The following is a 16577-nucleotide window of genomic DNA, read 5'->3' on the forward strand; positions in this document are numbered from 1 at the left end:
GCTCTAATTTAAATAAAAAACAATATAAAACAATTTAAATTACATAATCAATGTTAAATTAATTGTAATTAACAGATTTAGCATAATTAAAAAAAGTTTATAATATTTACACATATATTACCTAAACTAAATTACAATAGAATAAACATATCGATATTGTTAAATTTTTAAATAAAATTAAATAATTTACAAAATACCACATTACACCTGAAGTATTTCACCGATTGAGAATTTAATCCTATTTTTGTCATACAAATTTTTAGAATAATGCCCAATATATCAAACAGAGCACAACAGATGCCCCCATCGCCGGTAAGAAAGCTGGTTCCTTTTGCCCTCAAAGCAAAACAGAACGGACTGAAAGTATATCACCTCAACATCGGGCAACCCGACATTGAAACTCCGGAAACAGCATTGAATGCTTTAAAGAACATTGATTTAAAAGTATTGGAATATGCTCTTTCTGAAGGAAATATCGAATACAGAAAAGCACTTACAGATTATTATCATTCTTTAGATTTTACAGATCTCACCCCTGACCATTTTATTGTTACCAACGGAGGTTCGGAAGCATTGAATTTTGCAATTTCCACTCTTTGCGATGACGGAGACGAAGTCATCATCCCGGAACCTTATTACGCAAACTACAATGGTTTTACAAGCACATTCAACGTTAATGTAGTGGCAATTCCATCAACCATTGATACAGGGTTTGCACTTCCTCCGATTGAAGAATTTGAGAAAAAGATTACTGCAAAAACCAGAGCCATTATTATCTGCAACCCCGGAAATCCTACCGGATATCTTTACACGCGTGAAGAATTGAAACAGCTTGCAGATATTGCCTTGAAATATGACATCGTGATTATTTCTGACGAAGTATACCGTGAATATGTATATGACGGGAAACAGCAGGTTTCTATGCTGGCTTTTCCGGAACTGGGCGAAAACTGCATCATCATTGATTCAGAATCGAAGCGTTATTCAATGTGCGGCGTAAGAATAGGATGTTTGATCACGCGCTCAAAAAAAATCCGGGATGCCGCGATGCTTTTTGCACAGGCAAGATTGAGCCCGGTTCTTCTGGGACAGATTGCAGCAACGGCAGCACATCAAAATGACGGCGCCTACATCAGGGCCGTAAGAGAAGAATATACCCACAGAAGAAATATTCTCGTAGATTTATTAAACGCTATTCCCGGAGTAATCTGCCCAAAACCTAAAGGCGCTTTCTACTGCGTAGCCGAGCTTCCTGTAGACGATACCGAAAAATTTGCACAATGGCTTCTTGAAAAGTATTCTTTCAATAACGAAACCATTATGGTTGCTCCTGCAGGAGGATTTTACAGCAATCCGGAATTAGGAAAAAAACAGGTAAGAATAGCCTATGTTCTGAAAGAAGCAGATCTTATCAAAAGTGCCGAAATACTAAAGAACGCCCTCGAAAAATATAAATTAGAATTTAATCTCTAATCCCTTATGATATCAGCAATAAAAAGGTACGGTCAGAAATTATCTTTTCCGGTATTTTTATTGCTGATGTTTTTTTCCTGCAGCCCGTCAGAAAAAGAAAAAAAAGTTCTCGAAACCGGCAACAGCATTACACAGGTCAATTTATCTTATATCGGCGGAAGCGCAGGTGATTATAAGATCATTAAAATCACTAAAGATTCCATTCATTCTGAGAAAGGCACTACCCTAAATAAAACGCATAAAGAATGGCATGCTGCAATCAGCAAAGAAACCTGGAAAAAGCTTATCGCTCTTATTGATATCAAAACACTTGACGATATTAAAAGCTCACCGAGCGCCCAGTTTGTAGACGGAGTGGATGAAACCTTTCAGATTAAAACACCTAAAAAATCACACGTGTATGTAAATGCCTATAAAGATACGGCCAACTACAGACCGCTGTACCATTTTAAAACCCAACTCAAAAAAATCCTTCCTAAAGAATATAAATAAACCGATGCAAGAACATTTTTCCCTAAAACCTTACAATACATTCGGTGTAGAAGCAAAATCCCGATATTTTACAGAAGTCTATGATCTGGAAGCACTGAAAGACGCTATTAGTTTTTCAAAATCCCGACATCTTAACATGCTCTTTCTGGGAGGCGGAAGCAACATCTTATTAACTCAGGATTTTGACGGATTGGCTATTAAGCTTAACCTGAAAGGCATTTCGGAAGAAATTTTAAATGAGAATGAAATTTTGGTTACCGCAAAAGCGGGGGAAAACTGGCACGAATTGGTTTTGCACTGTTTAGGAAAAAATTACGGCGGGCTAGAAAACCTTTCACTAATACCGGGTAACGTAGGAACCTCACCTATGCAGAATATCGGAGCGTACGGAACAGAAATTAAAGATATTTTTGTAGAATGTAAAGTTCTCAATCTCGAAACCCTGGATATTGAAACCTTTGATCTTGAAAAATGCAGATTCGGGTACAGAGATTCTATTTTTAAGCAGGAAGGAAAAAGAAAATACATTATCTTGGAAGTGACTTTCAGGCTTACCAGAAAAGATCACCTCATCAAAACAGAATATGGCGCCATTAAAAACGAGCTTGAACAGCTGGGAATACAACATCCCACCATTCAGGATATTTCCAAAGCGGTGATCAACATCCGTAAAAGCAAATTGCCCGATCCGAAAATTATTGGAAACGCCGGAAGCTTTTTTAAAAACCCTACCATTCCTTTGATACAGTTTGAAAGGTTACAGCAGAAATTTGAAAACATTCAGGGATATCCGAACGGAAATTCTGTAAAAGTTCCTGCAGGCTGGCTGATTGAGCAATGCGGCTGGAAAGGAAAACAGATCGGAAATGCAGCTTCCCACCAGTTACAGGCTCTCGTTATCGTCAACGCCACCGGAAATGCCACCGGAAAAGAGATTTTTGATTTTTCTGCGATGATCATTGATTCTGTGAAAGAAAAATTCGGGATTGAACTGGAAAGGGAGGTGAATGTGGTGTAATCAGTTTAATTATATTGTTAGCTAAAAAAGCCTCCGAAGAGGCTTTATATTATCACTTTGTCAAAATTATAAATGAAAAATGGTTTTGAAAAAGGATGAATTCTATACTTCAAATTGTTGTTTTATTTGATAACGGTAATATCAAGTCCTGCAGAATTTGTGATCAATTCACAGACATGATAAAAACTACTTTTATAATCTTTATCAATAACTTGGGAATAATGTTTTATAATCACACTTCCTTTTCTATATTCAATTATATTAGAACCTCCGTCTGTATAAACCATTGTTGAATCTTTATCTTTTTCTTTGATTTTTAAAACTAAATTGATAATATTTTGATATTCCTCTTCGCTAATAGGTTTTCTCATATATGATTTACCATGATATGTCAATCTACAATTCTTTGTTGCGTTTTTTCTGAGAAGGAAGAATTCTAACTAAGATTTTATCGCTTATTTTTCTTATTGAACATTCATGCTCAAACTCTACATATTCGATTTCATTTTTTTGAGATGCACAAGAAGATACTATAAATAAAATGGATAAGCAAAAAAGTCGAATATTCATATCATTGTTTTACCAGAGTCATTTTCTGAATAGGCAGTAACGGAACAAACGTACTATAGTTAGGACATTTAGCAGGATTTAACAATCCATCCCTGTCCTGATAATAAGATAACAGCATCTCATTAGGATTATTGGGTTTTATTTCTACTGATACATTTCCAGATTCTAAACAATCATAGTTGCCTACGAAATGCATTTGGTATACTCTTCCTCGAAAATTATAACCCCAAAAATGGGTATCATTATCGGACTTGTTCATAGAATTATAAATAATATTTCCCGAACTATTTTTTATCAATATTCTTCCTCGTATCATATCCCATGCAAGCTCATCTGAAGGTTTATCTTTATAATTGACTTTTTTTTCTAGTCTTATTTCGTATTGTTTTCCTCCGTAATTTCCTTTCCAAATCCCCACAAACTGATCAAGCCTGTTATTGGTATCTTTTACATAGGTGATGTTTTCCAGATCAGGGCAGCCTTCTGCATTATGATTAGGACGCATAGAACATTCCTCAAACTGTTCTAAAGTGCCTATGACCTGAGCTTTACACGATAACATTGTAAAAAGTAAGGTGGTGATTAAAATTATATTTTTCATCACTGTTAGTAAATAGAATATCTTCTTTAGGGAAATTAATAGGTAAGCTTCCACCATTCTTGATGAGGTTAGCATATTGACAGTCTTCTTTTAACAAACTTGGTTCAAAACGAAACTTCATGAGCATTTGGGTTTTTTTGCAGTTAAACTATATCATATACGTTTACACTATTCGGAAAATAAAAGATAACAATTATCAATATCTTTTTTACCGGAAACTATTTTTGCATTGCTATAAGAAAGGTTAAAGTAAGTATAATTGGAGTCTTGTTTTCTTAACTTATTAAATTTCCTTTTACTTATGCTTTTTCCATTAAAATAATAATAATCCGGATAAACTGGTATCAGTGGCTCACCATAAAATTTAAGATCAATAATATATTCTTTATTAATAACAGCTTCTTTATTAGAAAATATTACGTAACGATATCCATACTCATCTGCAAATAATGGTCTATCTAATTCTAATACTCTCTTCTGAGGCTGCTTTGGCATATTATTTACTTTGTCAAAATTAAAATACAGAAGGTTATAATTTTTTATATATTGTTGCGGAACCTCCAATTCAAAATATCCGTTTTCGTCAGTTACTGTTTTTATGTATTTTTCTTTACTTATAAAAAAGATATCTGCATTTGCTATAAATATTTTATTGTATTTTGAAAAAAGCTTGCCTGATATTTTGACGGGTACTATATTGTTTTGAACCTGTGCTATTACAGATATCGTAAAAAATAAAAATAATATTAAAAATATGTTTTTCATCACTGTTTTATAAATATAATATCCTCTTTCGGCCAATTAATAGGTAAGCTTCCACCACTTTTAATAAGATTAGCATATTGACAGTCTTCTTTTAACAAACTTGGTTCAAAACGAAACTTCATGAGCATTTGGGTTTTCTGCACATTGAGAAATTTTACATCCAGATTTGCGTATTTATTGCAAAAATTTTTAGGAAAGAAAGTAATAGTTTCATATTCTGGCGATAATAAGCTTTTAGAGATTCCCCAAAATTCTGCATTAATGTTATCAAAATTCGTTATTCTGTCTATTTCTACTACTCCATTGGCATTGATAATTTTCCGCTCTCCCAAAATTCTATCACTGTAATAATAAAAAGAACTCATTAAGGAAGTTGACTTTCTCTTTATTTTTCTAAAATCTAAGTAGACCGTTTTTCCGTTCCAGTTGGCTTTCCATAAACCAATATATGGGTTGAGTTCGTTATTAATGTCTTTTATATAAGACCCGCTGGGAACATCTCCCGGAGAAGTATCAAGAGGATAAATTTGTGCTTTACAAGACATTGTAAACATTAAAATTGCTATTAGTATTATATTTTTCATAATCTTTTTTAAATTGATTAAGGACAAGGATATTCTTTTCTTATGTTGTTTTCAAGCCGTAACTCGGTACGTTCATTATCATTGATTCTGAAAACTTTTAATCCATTCATTTTAAGATTTTTATTGATGAACTTTAAAAATTCTCCTTCTACTTTTACTGTATTATAGGTATAATTACCGTTTGAATCTGTACCTGTTACTCCTTTATTTATAAATTCAATATAGTCCTTGATTAAATCATCAATTTGAGTTTGTGTAATAGCCGGGAATATATTAAAATCTGTAGCCCCGTCAAAGGTAAGCATATAACTTCCCTGCGAAGTGACTACTGTATAAGAAATGTTAGTTGCATTTGGTAATGGGATATTGTCCGGATTCGGAACTGCATTGTTACTATTGACCCAATTCACCCATTCGTTAAAACGAATCACATCTTCAGGTGAAAAAATAGGATACATCTTATCAATATGAGAATGTATAAAAGTTTGTGAAGTGATATAAGCATTAAAATTAATAAAAACATCATTCGGATATAAATCTAATGTTCTATATTCTCCTCCAATTCCACCATAAGGAAGCTCATAGCTAAAACCATATTCATGATCTTCATGAGTTTTTGTGGCTAATGTATCTTTTTTAACCTTAAATTTTAAATTATTTGTTGTGGCTTTTACCTTTTCACAGGTAGTAATATCTTCATTTGATATAATAATCACTCCTGCTCCTTCTCCGTTACAATCAGGCGACAAGTTAGGGATCTCTCCTGTTGTCGTTGTTTTATGAACATTAGGATTGGGATAATAGTTATTGTTACAGTGGTCATACCAACCTTGTGTATTGCCGTGGCTGTCCAGGATAATGTCAGTACAGTCTCCGGGAACATTACTGAAAGGGACGGTGTTATTGTTACTTCCGCCTTCTTCCCAGTTATACCATCCTCCGTTTGGTGGAGGAAGATCAATAGGATTAATTCCGCCTCCTTCTGAAGTATTGTTCCCACCGGGAACTCCTGTTGCAGGAGAACAATTTCCTAAACCGTCATTATAATTCACCGTAGAAATTGCTTTTCCGTCTAAACCGTATGAACTGATGCTTCCCGTAAAATGCTGGAAATCTACGGTAGTTCCGTCCTGTGGATCGTATTCAATAATTTCCGCTGTTACCGGGATTCCGTCCGCTTGCTTTACTTCCAGATTGTACACCGCGTCTCCGGAATTCAGGTTCTCTATTTTGAAGACGTAATATGTTTCACCTTCATTCACTGTTTCTACAATAGTGGAAATCTCTATAACACCTACGGTAAGATCTTTCCCGGTAAGGGAAGCTTCACTCAGAGGCACCTGAAGATCTGCTCTTCCGGATTGCTGATGGATGAATTGTTCAACATTCGGGATGTCTTTCAGCTTGACCATCCTGAATCTGGAAGCGTTGGGATTTTGCAGATTGTTATTTTCAGGAAGAAGGTCGTTCCTGCAGGAAAATAGTGACAGCATCACTGCCATCATCAGGCAAAGCCTGAGTATTAATTTTTTGATCATTTGTGTTGTTTAAAAAGTTAAAGATATTATTTTTTCAACAATATCTGTTACATGGGTTAATATTTTTCAAAACTAAAACCTATTTATGAGTCTACCAACAACCAACAGTTATAAAACCAACAACCTTTGGTTGTCAATTTTAAAAACAGTACTTTAGCTGTAAAAATTCGGTATTGTATGAGTTTATCAGAGAAAATTTTAAAATTAAGAACCCAGAAAGGATGGTCTCAGATGGATGTAGCCCATCAGCTGGATATTTCACAATCTGCCTATAACAAATGGGAAGCGGGACAGGCAAAACCTACCCTCCCTAATCTTCAGAAATTAGCTGAGATATATGAGATTGATTTTTTAGACTTGGTACAAGCACAAATTCCTAATGTAGATTTGTCTAATGCAAAATTTGAAAATTCTTCTTGTCTGGCTTTTGACTCTACAATTAATTTTCAATCTCAGGCACTCATCGATAAGATTTTAGACAATCAGCAGCAAATGGCAAAGCTCATAGAAAACCAAAGCAAGCTGATCGAGAGCCTATTAAAAAAATAGCCTGCCTGAAATACTTGGGCTAAAGTAAACCTAACGGGTTTTAAAAACCCGTTAGGTTTCACAATCTACTATAAAAAACACAACATAAATGAAAATTGCCATCATCGGAGCCGGAAACATGGGCTTATCTTTCTCAAAATCTTTTCTGAAATACGAATTGATACAGCCGGAAAACCTGCATCTTATTACCAGAAACCAGTCTAAGATTTCTAAAATTTCAGAAGCGTTTCCAAAATCCAGAATTTCAGTCTTTGAAGAGCTGAATGAACTGGAAGCAGATCTCATCATCATCGCCGTCAAGCCTCAGGATTTTAATAAAGTGGCCGAAAATATTCATTTTAAGCTCAAAGAAAACCAGATGGTTTTATCCATTATGGCAGGAATCAAGATCGGAAAGATTCAAACCATGCTCAATCATCCATTAATTGTACGTGCGATGCCCAATTCCCCTACTCTTTTAGGCATGGGAATTACCGGATATACTGCCGCCGAAGGAATTTCTTTCAGCCAGTTAATGAATATAGAACGTCTTCTCAACAGCACCGGAAGATCTGTCTATCTGGAAAATGAAGATTTGCTGGATGGTGTTACTGCCCTTTCCGGAAGCGGGCCGGCCTATTTTTATTACATCGTAGATGCGATGATCAAAGCAGGAACAGAGATGGGAATTGATGAAAATTTATCCAAATTATTTGTAAAGCAAACCATGTTAGGAGCGTATCATCTGATTAATAATTCCGAGAAAAACCTTGAAGAATTGATCAAAGACGTCGCTTCAAAAGGGGGAACTACGGAAGCCGCGTTAAAAACATTTGAAGACAGCAATCTTAAAGAAATTATACAGAAAGGCATTTTAAGCGCCGAGAAACGGGCTAAAGAGCTGAACGGCTGATCCGTTTTTCGATACCGCGGCAGAGCAGCCATCCCAGATAGACTCCCAAAGTATTCAGTAAAATATCATCCACTTCAAAGATTCCCATTCTGGTAAAATACTGCAGCCCTTCCACAATGGTAATAGCTGAAACAAAGGTGTACATCAGATTTTTAAGGTCTTTCAGCGAAGGAAAACACCACCCCAAAAACCCGAAAGGCATAAACATGATGATATTTCCTATGACAATTTTCACAATATCTGTCCACAGGATGGTTTCCTCTATAAACCATAAGGTGGAAAGGATCGGTTTTAATCTCACTGCATTATCTTCCATCATGGATCTGCCCATTCCTAAAAACATAAGGTAAAGCAGAAATAACGTATACGGAAGAATTAAAATTTTGTATAATTTCTTTATCATGATTTGCAAAGTTATTCATTTCAAAAACATTAAATTTGTATGTCAAATTAATGTAATGAAATACATCCTGCTTACGCTTATTTCGGCAATGCTGCTTTCGGTTTCCTGGCCGACTTACGGTATCCCGTTTTTTATATTTATCGCCCTTGTTCCTCTACTGATGATGGAGCACAGCGTATCCAAATTTTCAAAATTCAAAAGAAAAAGCTGGGTGGTTTTCGGGCTCTCCTATCTCTGCTTTATCATCTGGAATATCGTTACCACAGGCTGGCTCTACGGTTCAAAAAACCCGGACGGAAGCCATTCTCTGCTTGCTGTTGTGTTTCCGGTCCTGGTGAATTCTTTTTTGTATTCTCTGGTTTTTCAATGCTATCACTGGTATAAAAATGCACAGGGAAGCTATTGGGGATTGGCATTTTTAGTCGCTATATGGATGAGTTTTGAGAAGTTTCACATGAATTGGGAGCTGACCTGGCCCTGGCTGAATTTGGGAAATGTATTCTCAGAATATCCTAAACTGATTCAGTGGTATGACACATTAGGCGCAACTGGGGGAAGTTTCTGGATTTTACTGATCAATGTCCTGATATTTTATACGATAAGAACGTGGGAAGCCGGACGAAAGAGAAAAGATCTTATCAGAAATGTATCTATCGTCTCGGTACTCGTTATTGTTCCGATGGTGATATCCATGGTAAAATACCATACTTTTGATGAAAAACCGACAGGACAGGTAAATGTGCTGCTGCTTCAGCCTGCACTTGATCCTTACGCTGAAAAATATTCTAAAGACAGTATTACGATTGTAAACGACCTTTTGACACTCGCCGAGCAAAATTCAAATGTAAAAATCGATTATTATATTGCTCCGGAAACGGCAATTCCCGGGAGAGGTTCTATCTCGGAAACCGCATTTGAGAAGAACGGATTATTAAATCATGTCAAAGGTTTTTTAACACAGCATCCCGGATCGGTATTTGCGACAGGAATTTCGTCACACCGATATTATTACAGCAAAGAAAATCTTCCGAAAGAGGCTTATCAGCTGAATCCGGGACTTTGGGTAGAAAGTTACAATTCTGCGATACAGCTCGTTTCCAACCAGAAAGTTGAGGTGTACCATAAAGGAAAACTCGTTCCCGGTGTTGAAATTTTTCCGTATATGAGTGTTTTAAAACCGCTTTTAGGGGACGCCATGCTTAATATGGGCGGAACGATCGCTTCTTTGGGAACAGATCAGGAAAGAGTCGCTTTTTCAAATCCTTACAATAAAGGGAAAATTGCTCCTATTATCTGTTATGAAAGTATTTACGGGGAATTTGTAACGGATTATGTAAAAAAAGGGGCAAATTTTCTGGCCATCATGACCAATGATTCCTGGTGGGGAGTTACAGAGGGTCACAAACAGCTTTTATCCTATGCAAAATTAAGAGCTATCGAAACCCGAAGAGAAATCGCACGTTCTGCCAACAGCGGGATTTCTGCGCACATTGATGCCAAAGGCGAAATTGCAGAAGATACTTTTTATGGGGATAAAACAGCATTATTTGCCAAGATCAATCTGTATGAAAAAGAAACGTTTTATGTAAAATCGGGTGATTTGCTTACGCGGTTTTCTATATTTTCTTTAGGCTTCCTGCTTTTCTATTATTTGATTAATTGGTTTCAAAATAAAATACAGAAAAAGAAGGCCTAAATAAAAAAACTATGATTTTACAAGCTGTATCAGAGTTAAAAGATTTTTAAATTCAAATTAACCCATGGTTTTTATAAAATATTTTAAAGAAAATATAATTAAAAACTTGTCTGTCTAAAAAATTATCCGTTATTTTGCAACCTCAAATATTATACAAATAAGAACATCGAGATATGTCAAGAATTTGCCAGATAACAGGAAAGCGTGCAATGGTTGGTAACAACGTTTCTCACGCTAATAACAAAACGAAGCGTCGTTTTGAAATTAACTTATTGGAGAAGAAATTTTACCTTCCAGAGCAGGATAAGCACGTTACGTTAAAAGTTTCAGCTCATGGATTGAGAGTAATTAACAAGATTGGAATCGAAGAAGCTATCGAAAGAGCGACTAGAAACGGATTGATTAAAAAGAACTAAATCATGGCAAAAAAAGGAAACAGAGTTCAAGTAATTCTTGAATGTACAGAGCACAAAGAAAGCGGTATGCCGGGAATGTCGAGATACATTTCTACCAAAAACAAAAAGAACACGACAGAAAGATTGGAATTGAAAAAATACAATCCTGTTCTTAAGAGATCTACCCTTCACAAAGAAATCAAGTAATTTATAAATATAATTTACCATGGCAAAGAAAGTAGTAGCAACCCTACAAAGCGGACAGTCAAAAAAAATGACTAAAGTTGTGAAAATGGTGAAGTCATCTAAATCAGATGCTTACGTTTTCGAAGAAAAAGTAATGAATGCAGACGAAGTGGATGCTTATTTGAAAAAATAATCTTTTACTTTATTTACAATATAAAAAACTACTCATATTTTGGGTAGTTTTTTTGTTATCTTTGCTTTAATAAGCTGATTACGAATTAGGAATTACCAATTACATACAAGATACTTGAATGTTTTTTAGTCCTATTCGTAATGTATAATTTGTAATTCATAAAAATGAGTTGGTTTAAAAATATTTTCAAAAAAGAAGAAAAGGAAACCTTAGACAAGGGATTAGAAAAATCAAGCCAGGGTTTCTTTGAAAAAATGACAAAAGCCGTAGTCGGCAAAAGCAAAGTAGATGATGAAGTACTTGATAATTTAGAGGAAATTCTTATTGCTTCTGATGTAGGTGCCTCTACGACCATCAAAATTATTGAAAGAATTGAAGAACGGGTTGCAAGGGACAAATATGTAAGCGTAAGCGAGCTGGATGGCATTCTGCGTGAAGAGATTTCAGGCTTATTATTAGAAAACCCTCATGCGTCTACCGGAAATATCGATACTTCAAAAAAGCCATACGTGATTATGGTTGTCGGTGTCAACGGAGTAGGAAAAACCACGACTATCGGAAAACTGGCCCATCAGTTTAAATCCGAAGGTAAAAGTGTTGTTTTGGGAGCAGGAGATACTTTCAGAGCTGCAGCAGTAGATCAGCTTACGATCTGGAGCGAAAGAGTGGGCGTTCCTATTGTAAAACAGGAAATGGGATCTGATCCCGCTTCGGTTGCTTTTGATACGGTACAAAGTGCGGTTGCGCAAAATGCTGATGTCGTAATTATCGATACAGCAGGAAGGCTTCACAATAAAATCAATCTGATGAATGAACTTTCTAAAATCAAAAGAGTGATGCAGAAAGTAATTCCTGACGCCCCCCATGAAATTTTATTAGTTTTAGACGGATCTACCGGTCAAAATGCATTTGAACAGGCAAAACAGTTTACAGCGGCTACCGAAGTTAATGCTTTGGCTGTCACAAAATTAGACGGAACTGCAAAAGGAGGTGTAGTGATCGGAATCTCAGATCAGTTTCAGGTTCCCGTAAAATATATCGGTGTTGGTGAAAAAATGCAGGACCTGCAATTATTTAATGGTACAGAATTTGTAGATTCTTTTTTCAAGAAGAGATAATATCAGTTATTGATTCTTGATTAAACCAATTCAGTAATATTAAAAAATGTAAAACTATGGGAATTTTAGCTTGGATCCTTTTCGGATTAATTGTAGGAGCAATCGCGAAATTTTTAATGCCTGGAACTCAGGGTGGCGGTTGGATTGTAACAATCATTTTAGGAATTGTAGGTGCATTAGTGGGTGGCTTTATTGCCGGAGCATTAGGCATTGGTGACGATGGAAATCCTTGGGATTTGGGTACGATCGGTATCTCAGTTTTAGGGGCTGTGCTGGTTCTGTTTATTTATGGTGCTTTAACCAGACAGAGGTAGTTAGAATACAAAAAAAAATAAAATCCGGATCTGAAATTTCAGATCCGGATTTTTTTATGACTTTGTTATTAGTTTATTTTTACCTGGTAAGGCATTTCCATTTTCACTTCAGATTTCAGTTTTTTATCGGTCATCTGCTGTAAAATTTCATAATTGGATTTTCCAATTTTATTTTTAATCACTTTTGCAGAGATATCATCTTCATTAAGGTCTTCAAAAATCTTTTCAAATGCGGTCATCTTTTTAGGATAAGAAGCGACTTCATAAGATTTTAATCCTGCTTTCTCAGCAGCAAACTTTACCGCGTCGTGCAGACTTCCCAATTCATCCACCAATCCTATTTCTTTAGCACGGGTACCGCTCCATACTCTTCCCCCACCAATGTTGTCGATCTGCTCAAAAGTTTTCTTTCGGTTTTGTGTTACAAAATATACAAATCTTTTGTAAGTGCCTTCTACACTTCTGGTCATTAAGCTTACTCCATAAGGCGTAACTCCGTTCAAAGAAGAATAAAATGCAGAATTTGCATTAGTGGAAACGATATCTGATCGTACTCCGTTTTTATTGGCAAGATCTTTAAAATAAGGTAAAACGCCGAAAACACCGATAGAACCTGTAAGCGTATTAGGTTCAGAATAGATTTTATCTGCAGCCATCGCAATATAATATCCTCCTGATGCGGCATAATCGCCAAATGAAATAATCAGCGGTTTTTTCTTTTTAAGCTGTTGAAGTTCAAATAAAATTTCATCGGATGCATTCGCACTTCCTCCCGGAGAATTAATTCTCAATACAACGGCTTTTATTTTTTTATCATCCTGAAGCTCTTTAATATAGTCTATATATTTTTGAGAATAAATATCGTTATATTCATCACCGTTATTAATAGATCCTGAAGCATATAAAACCGCTACTTTTTCATCTGACCGGTCTTTGTCTTTAAAAGAATCCATATATTTAGATAAAGAAATCTTTGTTAGTTTATCCTCTTCTTTTAAGTTAAGTTTTGCTTTGATGAGTTGGTCGTATTCTGATTTTTGAATCAGTTTATCTGCTAATTTATATTTTAAACTTTGATCCGGGATCATCCCGTACAAACTGTCTACAATGGTTTTAAACTGACTGGTATTCATTTTTCTTGAAGCCGCGATTTTCGAAGAAGTATTTTCCCAGATGTCATTTAAAAGGGTGCTTAACTGTTCTTTATTTTCCGGAGATATGTCATTTCTTAAAAAAGGTTCAACCGCAGATTTGAATTTTCCATGGCGGATTACTTCAATTCCGATCCCATATTTTTCAGCAAAATCTTTAAAGAAAGTAACTTCAGTAGAAAGCCCTTTCAGTTCAATACCACCGGATGGATTCAGATAATACTGATCCGCAACCGATCCCAGATAATAAGAAGACTGGGAAACCACGTTACCATACGCATACACAAATTTTCCACTTTTTTTGAAATCTTCAATAGCACTTCGAAGATCATCAATCTGAGTGATTCCTGCGTTTAAATTATCAATTTCAATACTGATGCCTTTAATATTATCATCAGTTTTGGCTTTTTTAACAGCTTCTATAACGTCATAAATTAAAACATTCGTATTTTTATTATTAATACCAAAAATATTCTGTTGGTCTTCAGTAGGGCTGTCTATAATGGTGGTTTTAAGATTAATCGTTAAAACAGAATTCTTTTTTACCGTCACCGATTTTTCGTTACTCATGGATCCAAACGCAATCATCATAATAAAAAAGAAGAAAAATACAGCACACAATATCACAATTGCAACTATATTTGCCAATACATTTTTAAAGAAACTCTTCATAAATAATCATTTTTTCAATATGTCGCAACATAAGGTCGTTTTGTTACTAGGAAGTAATATCGGGGACACAAAAAGTAATATAGATACAGCGATTAACAGGATTAAAGAGGTGAATTTTATTCTTAAAAAGAGTGAATATTTAACATCTCTTCCCGTAGAATTTGTCAGTTCCAATATTTTTTGTAATATTGCAGCAATAATATTTACACATTTTTCACCAGTCCAATTATTAAATTTTATAAAAAAAATAGAATTAGATATGGGAAGAGCTAATGATTCAAAAATATTCGGAGTTTACACTGATAGAATTATTGATATTGATATCGTTAGCTACAATGATTTAAATTTTATTTCAGAAAGATTAGAAATCCCTCATAAAAAACATCTTTTTGAAAGAGAATTTTCGAAAATATTATTAAAAGATTTTATCAACACATAAAAACATAATGTATGAAATTAGGTTTATTATTAATGGCCATATTGCCTATAGCAACTTATGCTCAGGACAGTATTGCTGTAATTTCTTCAGACCAGTACCCAAACACATTCTCTTCGGGCTCGGCAAACATTCACAAATTTGACAACAAAGCAAGAAGGTTCAACGACTGGGCGGTTTCAGTAGGAGGCGGCGGCGCTTTCATGACGAATGCAGATCTTACTTCATTTTATGACAGAAAAATAAATTGGGGATACAATGCATACATCAGCCTTGATAAGCAGATCAGCCATACTTTCGGTCTTAATCTACAATATCAGATGGGAAAAACCAATCAGCAGGCCCATCTTGATACCAATCCTTTAGCGGGAGTAGGAGTTGCATATACTAAGTATCATCAGATATCCTTGCTCGGAGATATCAATTTCTCAAATCTTCTTAGAAGAGTTGACAATCATTCTCCTTTCAGATGGGCACTTCACGGATATGCAGGAATAGGATTTCAAGGATATAAAACATTATTGACAGATGATGATTTATTAAGATTTGCTCCCAACAGACTTCCTGTTATGATTGATCAAAAATTAGGCATCGCCTCTTTTTTCTACCAAGGTGGTGTAGGCTTAAAATATAATGTTTCAAAACTAATAGATGTTGAAGCGAGAGTAATGTATATCATCAGTGGTGATGAAGAATTTGATGGCGGCGGAGAAGGTAGAGCATTAGAAAATTCTTTAGGCGACAGAATCAATTATAACTTAATCAATGATTCTTACACTGATAATATGATGACCGTTAATTTAGGCTTATCATTCAAATTAGGAAAACACATGACCCATTTAGCATGGCATGATCCTTTACAGGAAGTATATTACAGAACCAATATACTGGATAATGCAACTACTGAGCTTGTCGTATGTGAAAAAGGAGACAATGATAACGATGGTGTTTGTGACGACTGGGACAGACAACTGGATACTCCTGCAGGCGCAAGAGTTGACGGTTCCGGGGTAGCTTTGGATATGGATCTTGACGGCACTATTGATCTTTATGATAAATGTGTAACAGATCCAGGACCTCCTGATAATAATGGATGTCCTATAGCTCCAGAACCCTCACATTTATTAGACCCGAGCAATGAAGTCGTAGAAAATATCAATAAGGATTTTGAAGGAATTGAATTTGAACTTAACAGTGATAAAATCAGGCCTCAGTCATTCGATAAATTAAATCATGCTGCAGACATTATAAAAGGTTTGAATTCCAGCGATCAGTTTTTAGTAATCGGTGCTACTGACACAAGAGGTTCTGCTGCATTAAACCAGACCTTATCACAGAAAAGAGCCAATGCTGTTGTAAAATATCTTACCGGCAAAGGTGTTTCTTCCGGTATGCTTACTGCTGAAGGAAGAGGAAAAACAGATTTAAAATATCCGGAATGTGATCCTGCTACCAAATGTCCTGAATGGAAGAATGAAGCCAACAGAAGAGTATATTTCAAATCAAAATAAATATTAAAATAACTAAATAA

20 protein-coding genes are annotated in these 16577 nt (G+C 35.3%); 13 read left to right on the top strand and 7 right to left on the bottom strand.

Features of this window, described 5'->3' with window-relative positions:
- Window positions 1–267: 267 nt before the first annotated feature.
- From N0B16_RS12190 to murB, 3 genes are read left to right on the top strand one after another with little or no spacing between them, the layout of a single operon-like run.
- Window positions 268–1473 carry a pyridoxal phosphate-dependent aminotransferase gene (locus N0B16_RS12190; RefSeq protein WP_262991223.1) on the top strand — a complete coding sequence of 402 codons (1206 nt, stop codon included), beginning with the start codon at window positions 268–270 and terminating at the stop codon, window positions 1471–1473.
- A gap of 6 nt (window positions 1474–1479) precedes the next feature.
- Window positions 1480–1965, top strand: a complete 486-nt coding sequence (locus N0B16_RS12195) for a hypothetical protein (protein WP_262991224.1) — start codon at window positions 1480–1482, stop codon at window positions 1963–1965.
- A gap of 4 nt (window positions 1966–1969) precedes the next feature.
- Entirely contained in the window at window positions 1970–2983 is a 1014-nt protein-coding gene (gene murB / locus N0B16_RS12200; protein WP_262991225.1) for a UDP-N-acetylmuramate dehydrogenase, read from the top strand.
- A 122-nt stretch (window positions 2984–3105) separates the two neighbouring features.
- Here the strand turns inward: murB and N0B16_RS12205 are convergent, their stop codons facing one another.
- The 5 genes from N0B16_RS12205 to N0B16_RS12225 form a co-directional block, all read right to left on the bottom strand.
- Window positions 3106–3354 (bottom strand): hypothetical protein, encoded by a 249-nt coding sequence (locus tag N0B16_RS12205; protein ID WP_262991226.1) that lies wholly within the window; start codon window positions 3352–3354, stop codon window positions 3106–3108.
- Window positions 3355–3554: 200 nt separating this feature from the next.
- On the bottom strand, window positions 3555–4154 hold the full coding sequence (locus tag N0B16_RS12210; RefSeq protein WP_262991227.1) for a DUF6705 family protein: 600 nt from the start codon (window positions 4152–4154) through the stop codon (window positions 3555–3557).
- 168 nt (window positions 4155–4322) lie between these two features.
- The gene (locus N0B16_RS12215; protein ID WP_262991228.1) at window positions 4323–4919 is read right to left on the bottom strand and encodes a hypothetical protein; all 597 of its coding nucleotides are present in this window, start codon (window positions 4917–4919) and stop codon (window positions 4323–4325) included.
- Window positions 4919–5503 (bottom strand): DUF6705 family protein, encoded by a 585-nt coding sequence (locus N0B16_RS12220; protein WP_368407554.1) that lies wholly within the window; start codon window positions 5501–5503, stop codon window positions 4919–4921. The genes N0B16_RS12215 and N0B16_RS12220 overlap by 1 nt, the downstream gene beginning before the upstream one ends.
- A gap of 17 nt (window positions 5504–5520) precedes the next feature.
- A complete protein-coding gene (locus N0B16_RS12225) occupies window positions 5521–7041 on the bottom strand; it encodes a hypothetical protein (RefSeq protein WP_262991230.1) in 1521 nt (506 codons plus the stop codon).
- A 177-nt stretch (window positions 7042–7218) separates the two neighbouring features.
- Here N0B16_RS12225 and N0B16_RS12230 point away from each other — a divergent pair, with 177 nt between their 5' ends.
- Together N0B16_RS12230 and proC are read left to right on the top strand one after the other, a co-directional pair.
- Window positions 7219–7590 (top strand): helix-turn-helix domain-containing protein, encoded by a 372-nt coding sequence (locus N0B16_RS12230; RefSeq protein WP_262991231.1) that lies wholly within the window; start codon window positions 7219–7221, stop codon window positions 7588–7590.
- Between the two features lie 88 nt (window positions 7591–7678).
- On the top strand, window positions 7679–8482 hold the full coding sequence (gene proC / locus N0B16_RS12235; RefSeq protein WP_262991232.1) for a pyrroline-5-carboxylate reductase: 804 nt from the start codon (window positions 7679–7681) through the stop codon (window positions 8480–8482).
- Here proC and N0B16_RS12240 read toward each other — a convergent pair.
- Window positions 8463–8885, bottom strand: coding sequence for a VanZ family protein (locus N0B16_RS12240; protein WP_262991233.1), 423 nt, complete (start codon window positions 8883–8885; stop codon window positions 8463–8465). The genes proC and N0B16_RS12240 overlap by 20 nt on opposite strands.
- 55 nt (window positions 8886–8940) lie before the next feature.
- On the opposite strand from N0B16_RS12240, the gene lnt reads away from it, so the two are divergent.
- The 6 genes from lnt (at window position 8941) to N0B16_RS12270 (ending at window position 12787) form a co-directional block, all read left to right on the top strand.
- Window positions 8941–10581, top strand: coding sequence for an apolipoprotein N-acyltransferase (gene lnt, locus N0B16_RS12245; protein WP_262991234.1), 1641 nt, complete (start codon window positions 8941–8943; stop codon window positions 10579–10581).
- 173 nt (window positions 10582–10754) lie between these two features.
- Window positions 10755–10997 carry a 50S ribosomal protein L28 gene (gene rpmB, locus N0B16_RS12250; RefSeq protein WP_002976757.1) on the top strand — a complete coding sequence of 81 codons (243 nt, stop codon included), beginning with the start codon at window positions 10755–10757 and terminating at the stop codon, window positions 10995–10997.
- Between the two features lie 3 nt (window positions 10998–11000).
- A complete protein-coding gene (gene rpmG, locus N0B16_RS12255; protein ID WP_027373683.1) occupies window positions 11001–11183 on the top strand; it encodes a 50S ribosomal protein L33 in 183 nt (60 codons plus the stop codon).
- A 19-nt stretch (window positions 11184–11202) separates the two neighbouring features.
- Window positions 11203–11355, top strand: coding sequence for a DUF4295 family protein (locus N0B16_RS12260; protein WP_066755245.1), 153 nt, complete (start codon window positions 11203–11205; stop codon window positions 11353–11355).
- Window positions 11356–11519: 164 nt separating this feature from the next.
- Entirely contained in the window at window positions 11520–12473 is a 954-nt protein-coding gene (gene ftsY / locus N0B16_RS12265) for a signal recognition particle-docking protein FtsY (protein WP_262991235.1), read from the top strand.
- 56 nt (window positions 12474–12529) lie between these two features.
- Entirely contained in the window at window positions 12530–12787 is a 258-nt protein-coding gene (locus tag N0B16_RS12270) for a GlsB/YeaQ/YmgE family stress response membrane protein (RefSeq protein ID WP_262991236.1), read from the top strand.
- Window positions 12788–12855: 68 nt separating this feature from the next.
- Here the strand turns inward: N0B16_RS12270 and sppA are convergent, their stop codons facing one another.
- A complete protein-coding gene (gene sppA / locus N0B16_RS12275) occupies window positions 12856–14610 on the bottom strand; it encodes a signal peptide peptidase SppA (protein ID WP_262991237.1) in 1755 nt (584 codons plus the stop codon).
- On the opposite strand from sppA, the gene folK reads away from it, so the two are divergent.
- Window positions 14507–15049: a 2-amino-4-hydroxy-6-hydroxymethyldihydropteridine diphosphokinase gene (gene folK, locus N0B16_RS12280; protein WP_368407555.1), complete on the top strand. Its 543-nt coding sequence runs from the start codon at window positions 14507–14509 to the stop codon at window positions 15047–15049. The two genes, sppA and folK, sit on opposite strands and share 104 nt — an antisense overlap.
- Window positions 15050–15060: 11 nt before the next feature.
- The gene (locus N0B16_RS12285) at window positions 15061–16557 is read left to right on the top strand and encodes an OmpA family protein (RefSeq protein ID WP_262991239.1); all 1497 of its coding nucleotides are present in this window, start codon (window positions 15061–15063) and stop codon (window positions 16555–16557) included.
- Window positions 16558–16577: the final 20 nt, after the last annotated feature.

Origin of the sequence: Chryseobacterium gilvum (genome assembly GCF_025628965.1) — a bacterium.
GTDB lineage: Bacteria > Bacteroidota > Bacteroidia > Flavobacteriales > Weeksellaceae > Chryseobacterium > Chryseobacterium gilvum.

Coding starts and splice junctions, on each gene's coding strand:
- N0B16_RS12190 (WP_262991223.1), top strand. CDS start 268: ATGCCCAATATATCAAACAGAGCACAACAGATGCCCCCATCGCCGGTA.
- N0B16_RS12195 (WP_262991224.1), top strand. CDS start 1,480: ATGATATCAGCAATAAAAAGGTACGGTCAGAAATTATCTTTTCCGGTA.
- murB (WP_262991225.1), top strand. CDS start 1,970: ATGCAAGAACATTTTTCCCTAAAACCTTACAATACATTCGGTGTAGAA.
- N0B16_RS12205 (WP_262991226.1), bottom strand. CDS start 3,354: ATGAGAAAACCTATTAGCGAAGAGGAATATCAAAATATTATCAATTTA.
- N0B16_RS12210 (WP_262991227.1), bottom strand. CDS start 4,154: ATGAAAAATATAATTTTAATCACCACCTTACTTTTTACAATGTTATCG.
- N0B16_RS12215 (WP_262991228.1), bottom strand. CDS start 4,919: ATGAAAAACATATTTTTAATATTATTTTTATTTTTTACGATATCTGTA.
- N0B16_RS12220 (WP_368407554.1), bottom strand. CDS start 5,503: ATGAAAAATATAATACTAATAGCAATTTTAATGTTTACAATGTCTTGT.
- N0B16_RS12225 (WP_262991230.1), bottom strand. CDS start 7,041: ATGATCAAAAAATTAATACTCAGGCTTTGCCTGATGATGGCAGTGATG.
- N0B16_RS12230 (WP_262991231.1), top strand. CDS start 7,219: ATGAGTTTATCAGAGAAAATTTTAAAATTAAGAACCCAGAAAGGATGG.
- proC (WP_262991232.1), top strand. CDS start 7,679: ATGAAAATTGCCATCATCGGAGCCGGAAACATGGGCTTATCTTTCTCA.
- N0B16_RS12240 (WP_262991233.1), bottom strand. CDS start 8,885: ATGATAAAGAAATTATACAAAATTTTAATTCTTCCGTATACGTTATTT.
- lnt (WP_262991234.1), top strand. CDS start 8,941: ATGAAATACATCCTGCTTACGCTTATTTCGGCAATGCTGCTTTCGGTT.
- rpmB (WP_002976757.1), top strand. CDS start 10,755: ATGTCAAGAATTTGCCAGATAACAGGAAAGCGTGCAATGGTTGGTAAC.
- rpmG (WP_027373683.1), top strand. CDS start 11,001: ATGGCAAAAAAAGGAAACAGAGTTCAAGTAATTCTTGAATGTACAGAG.
- N0B16_RS12260 (WP_066755245.1), top strand. CDS start 11,203: ATGGCAAAGAAAGTAGTAGCAACCCTACAAAGCGGACAGTCAAAAAAA.
- ftsY (WP_262991235.1), top strand. CDS start 11,520: ATGAGTTGGTTTAAAAATATTTTCAAAAAAGAAGAAAAGGAAACCTTA.
- N0B16_RS12270 (WP_262991236.1), top strand. CDS start 12,530: ATGGGAATTTTAGCTTGGATCCTTTTCGGATTAATTGTAGGAGCAATC.
- folK (WP_368407555.1), top strand. CDS start 14,507: ATGGATCCAAACGCAATCATCATAATAAAAAAGAAGAAAAATACAGCA.
- sppA (WP_262991237.1), bottom strand. CDS start 14,610: ATGAAGAGTTTCTTTAAAAATGTATTGGCAAATATAGTTGCAATTGTG.
- N0B16_RS12285 (WP_262991239.1), top strand. CDS start 15,061: ATGAAATTAGGTTTATTATTAATGGCCATATTGCCTATAGCAACTTAT.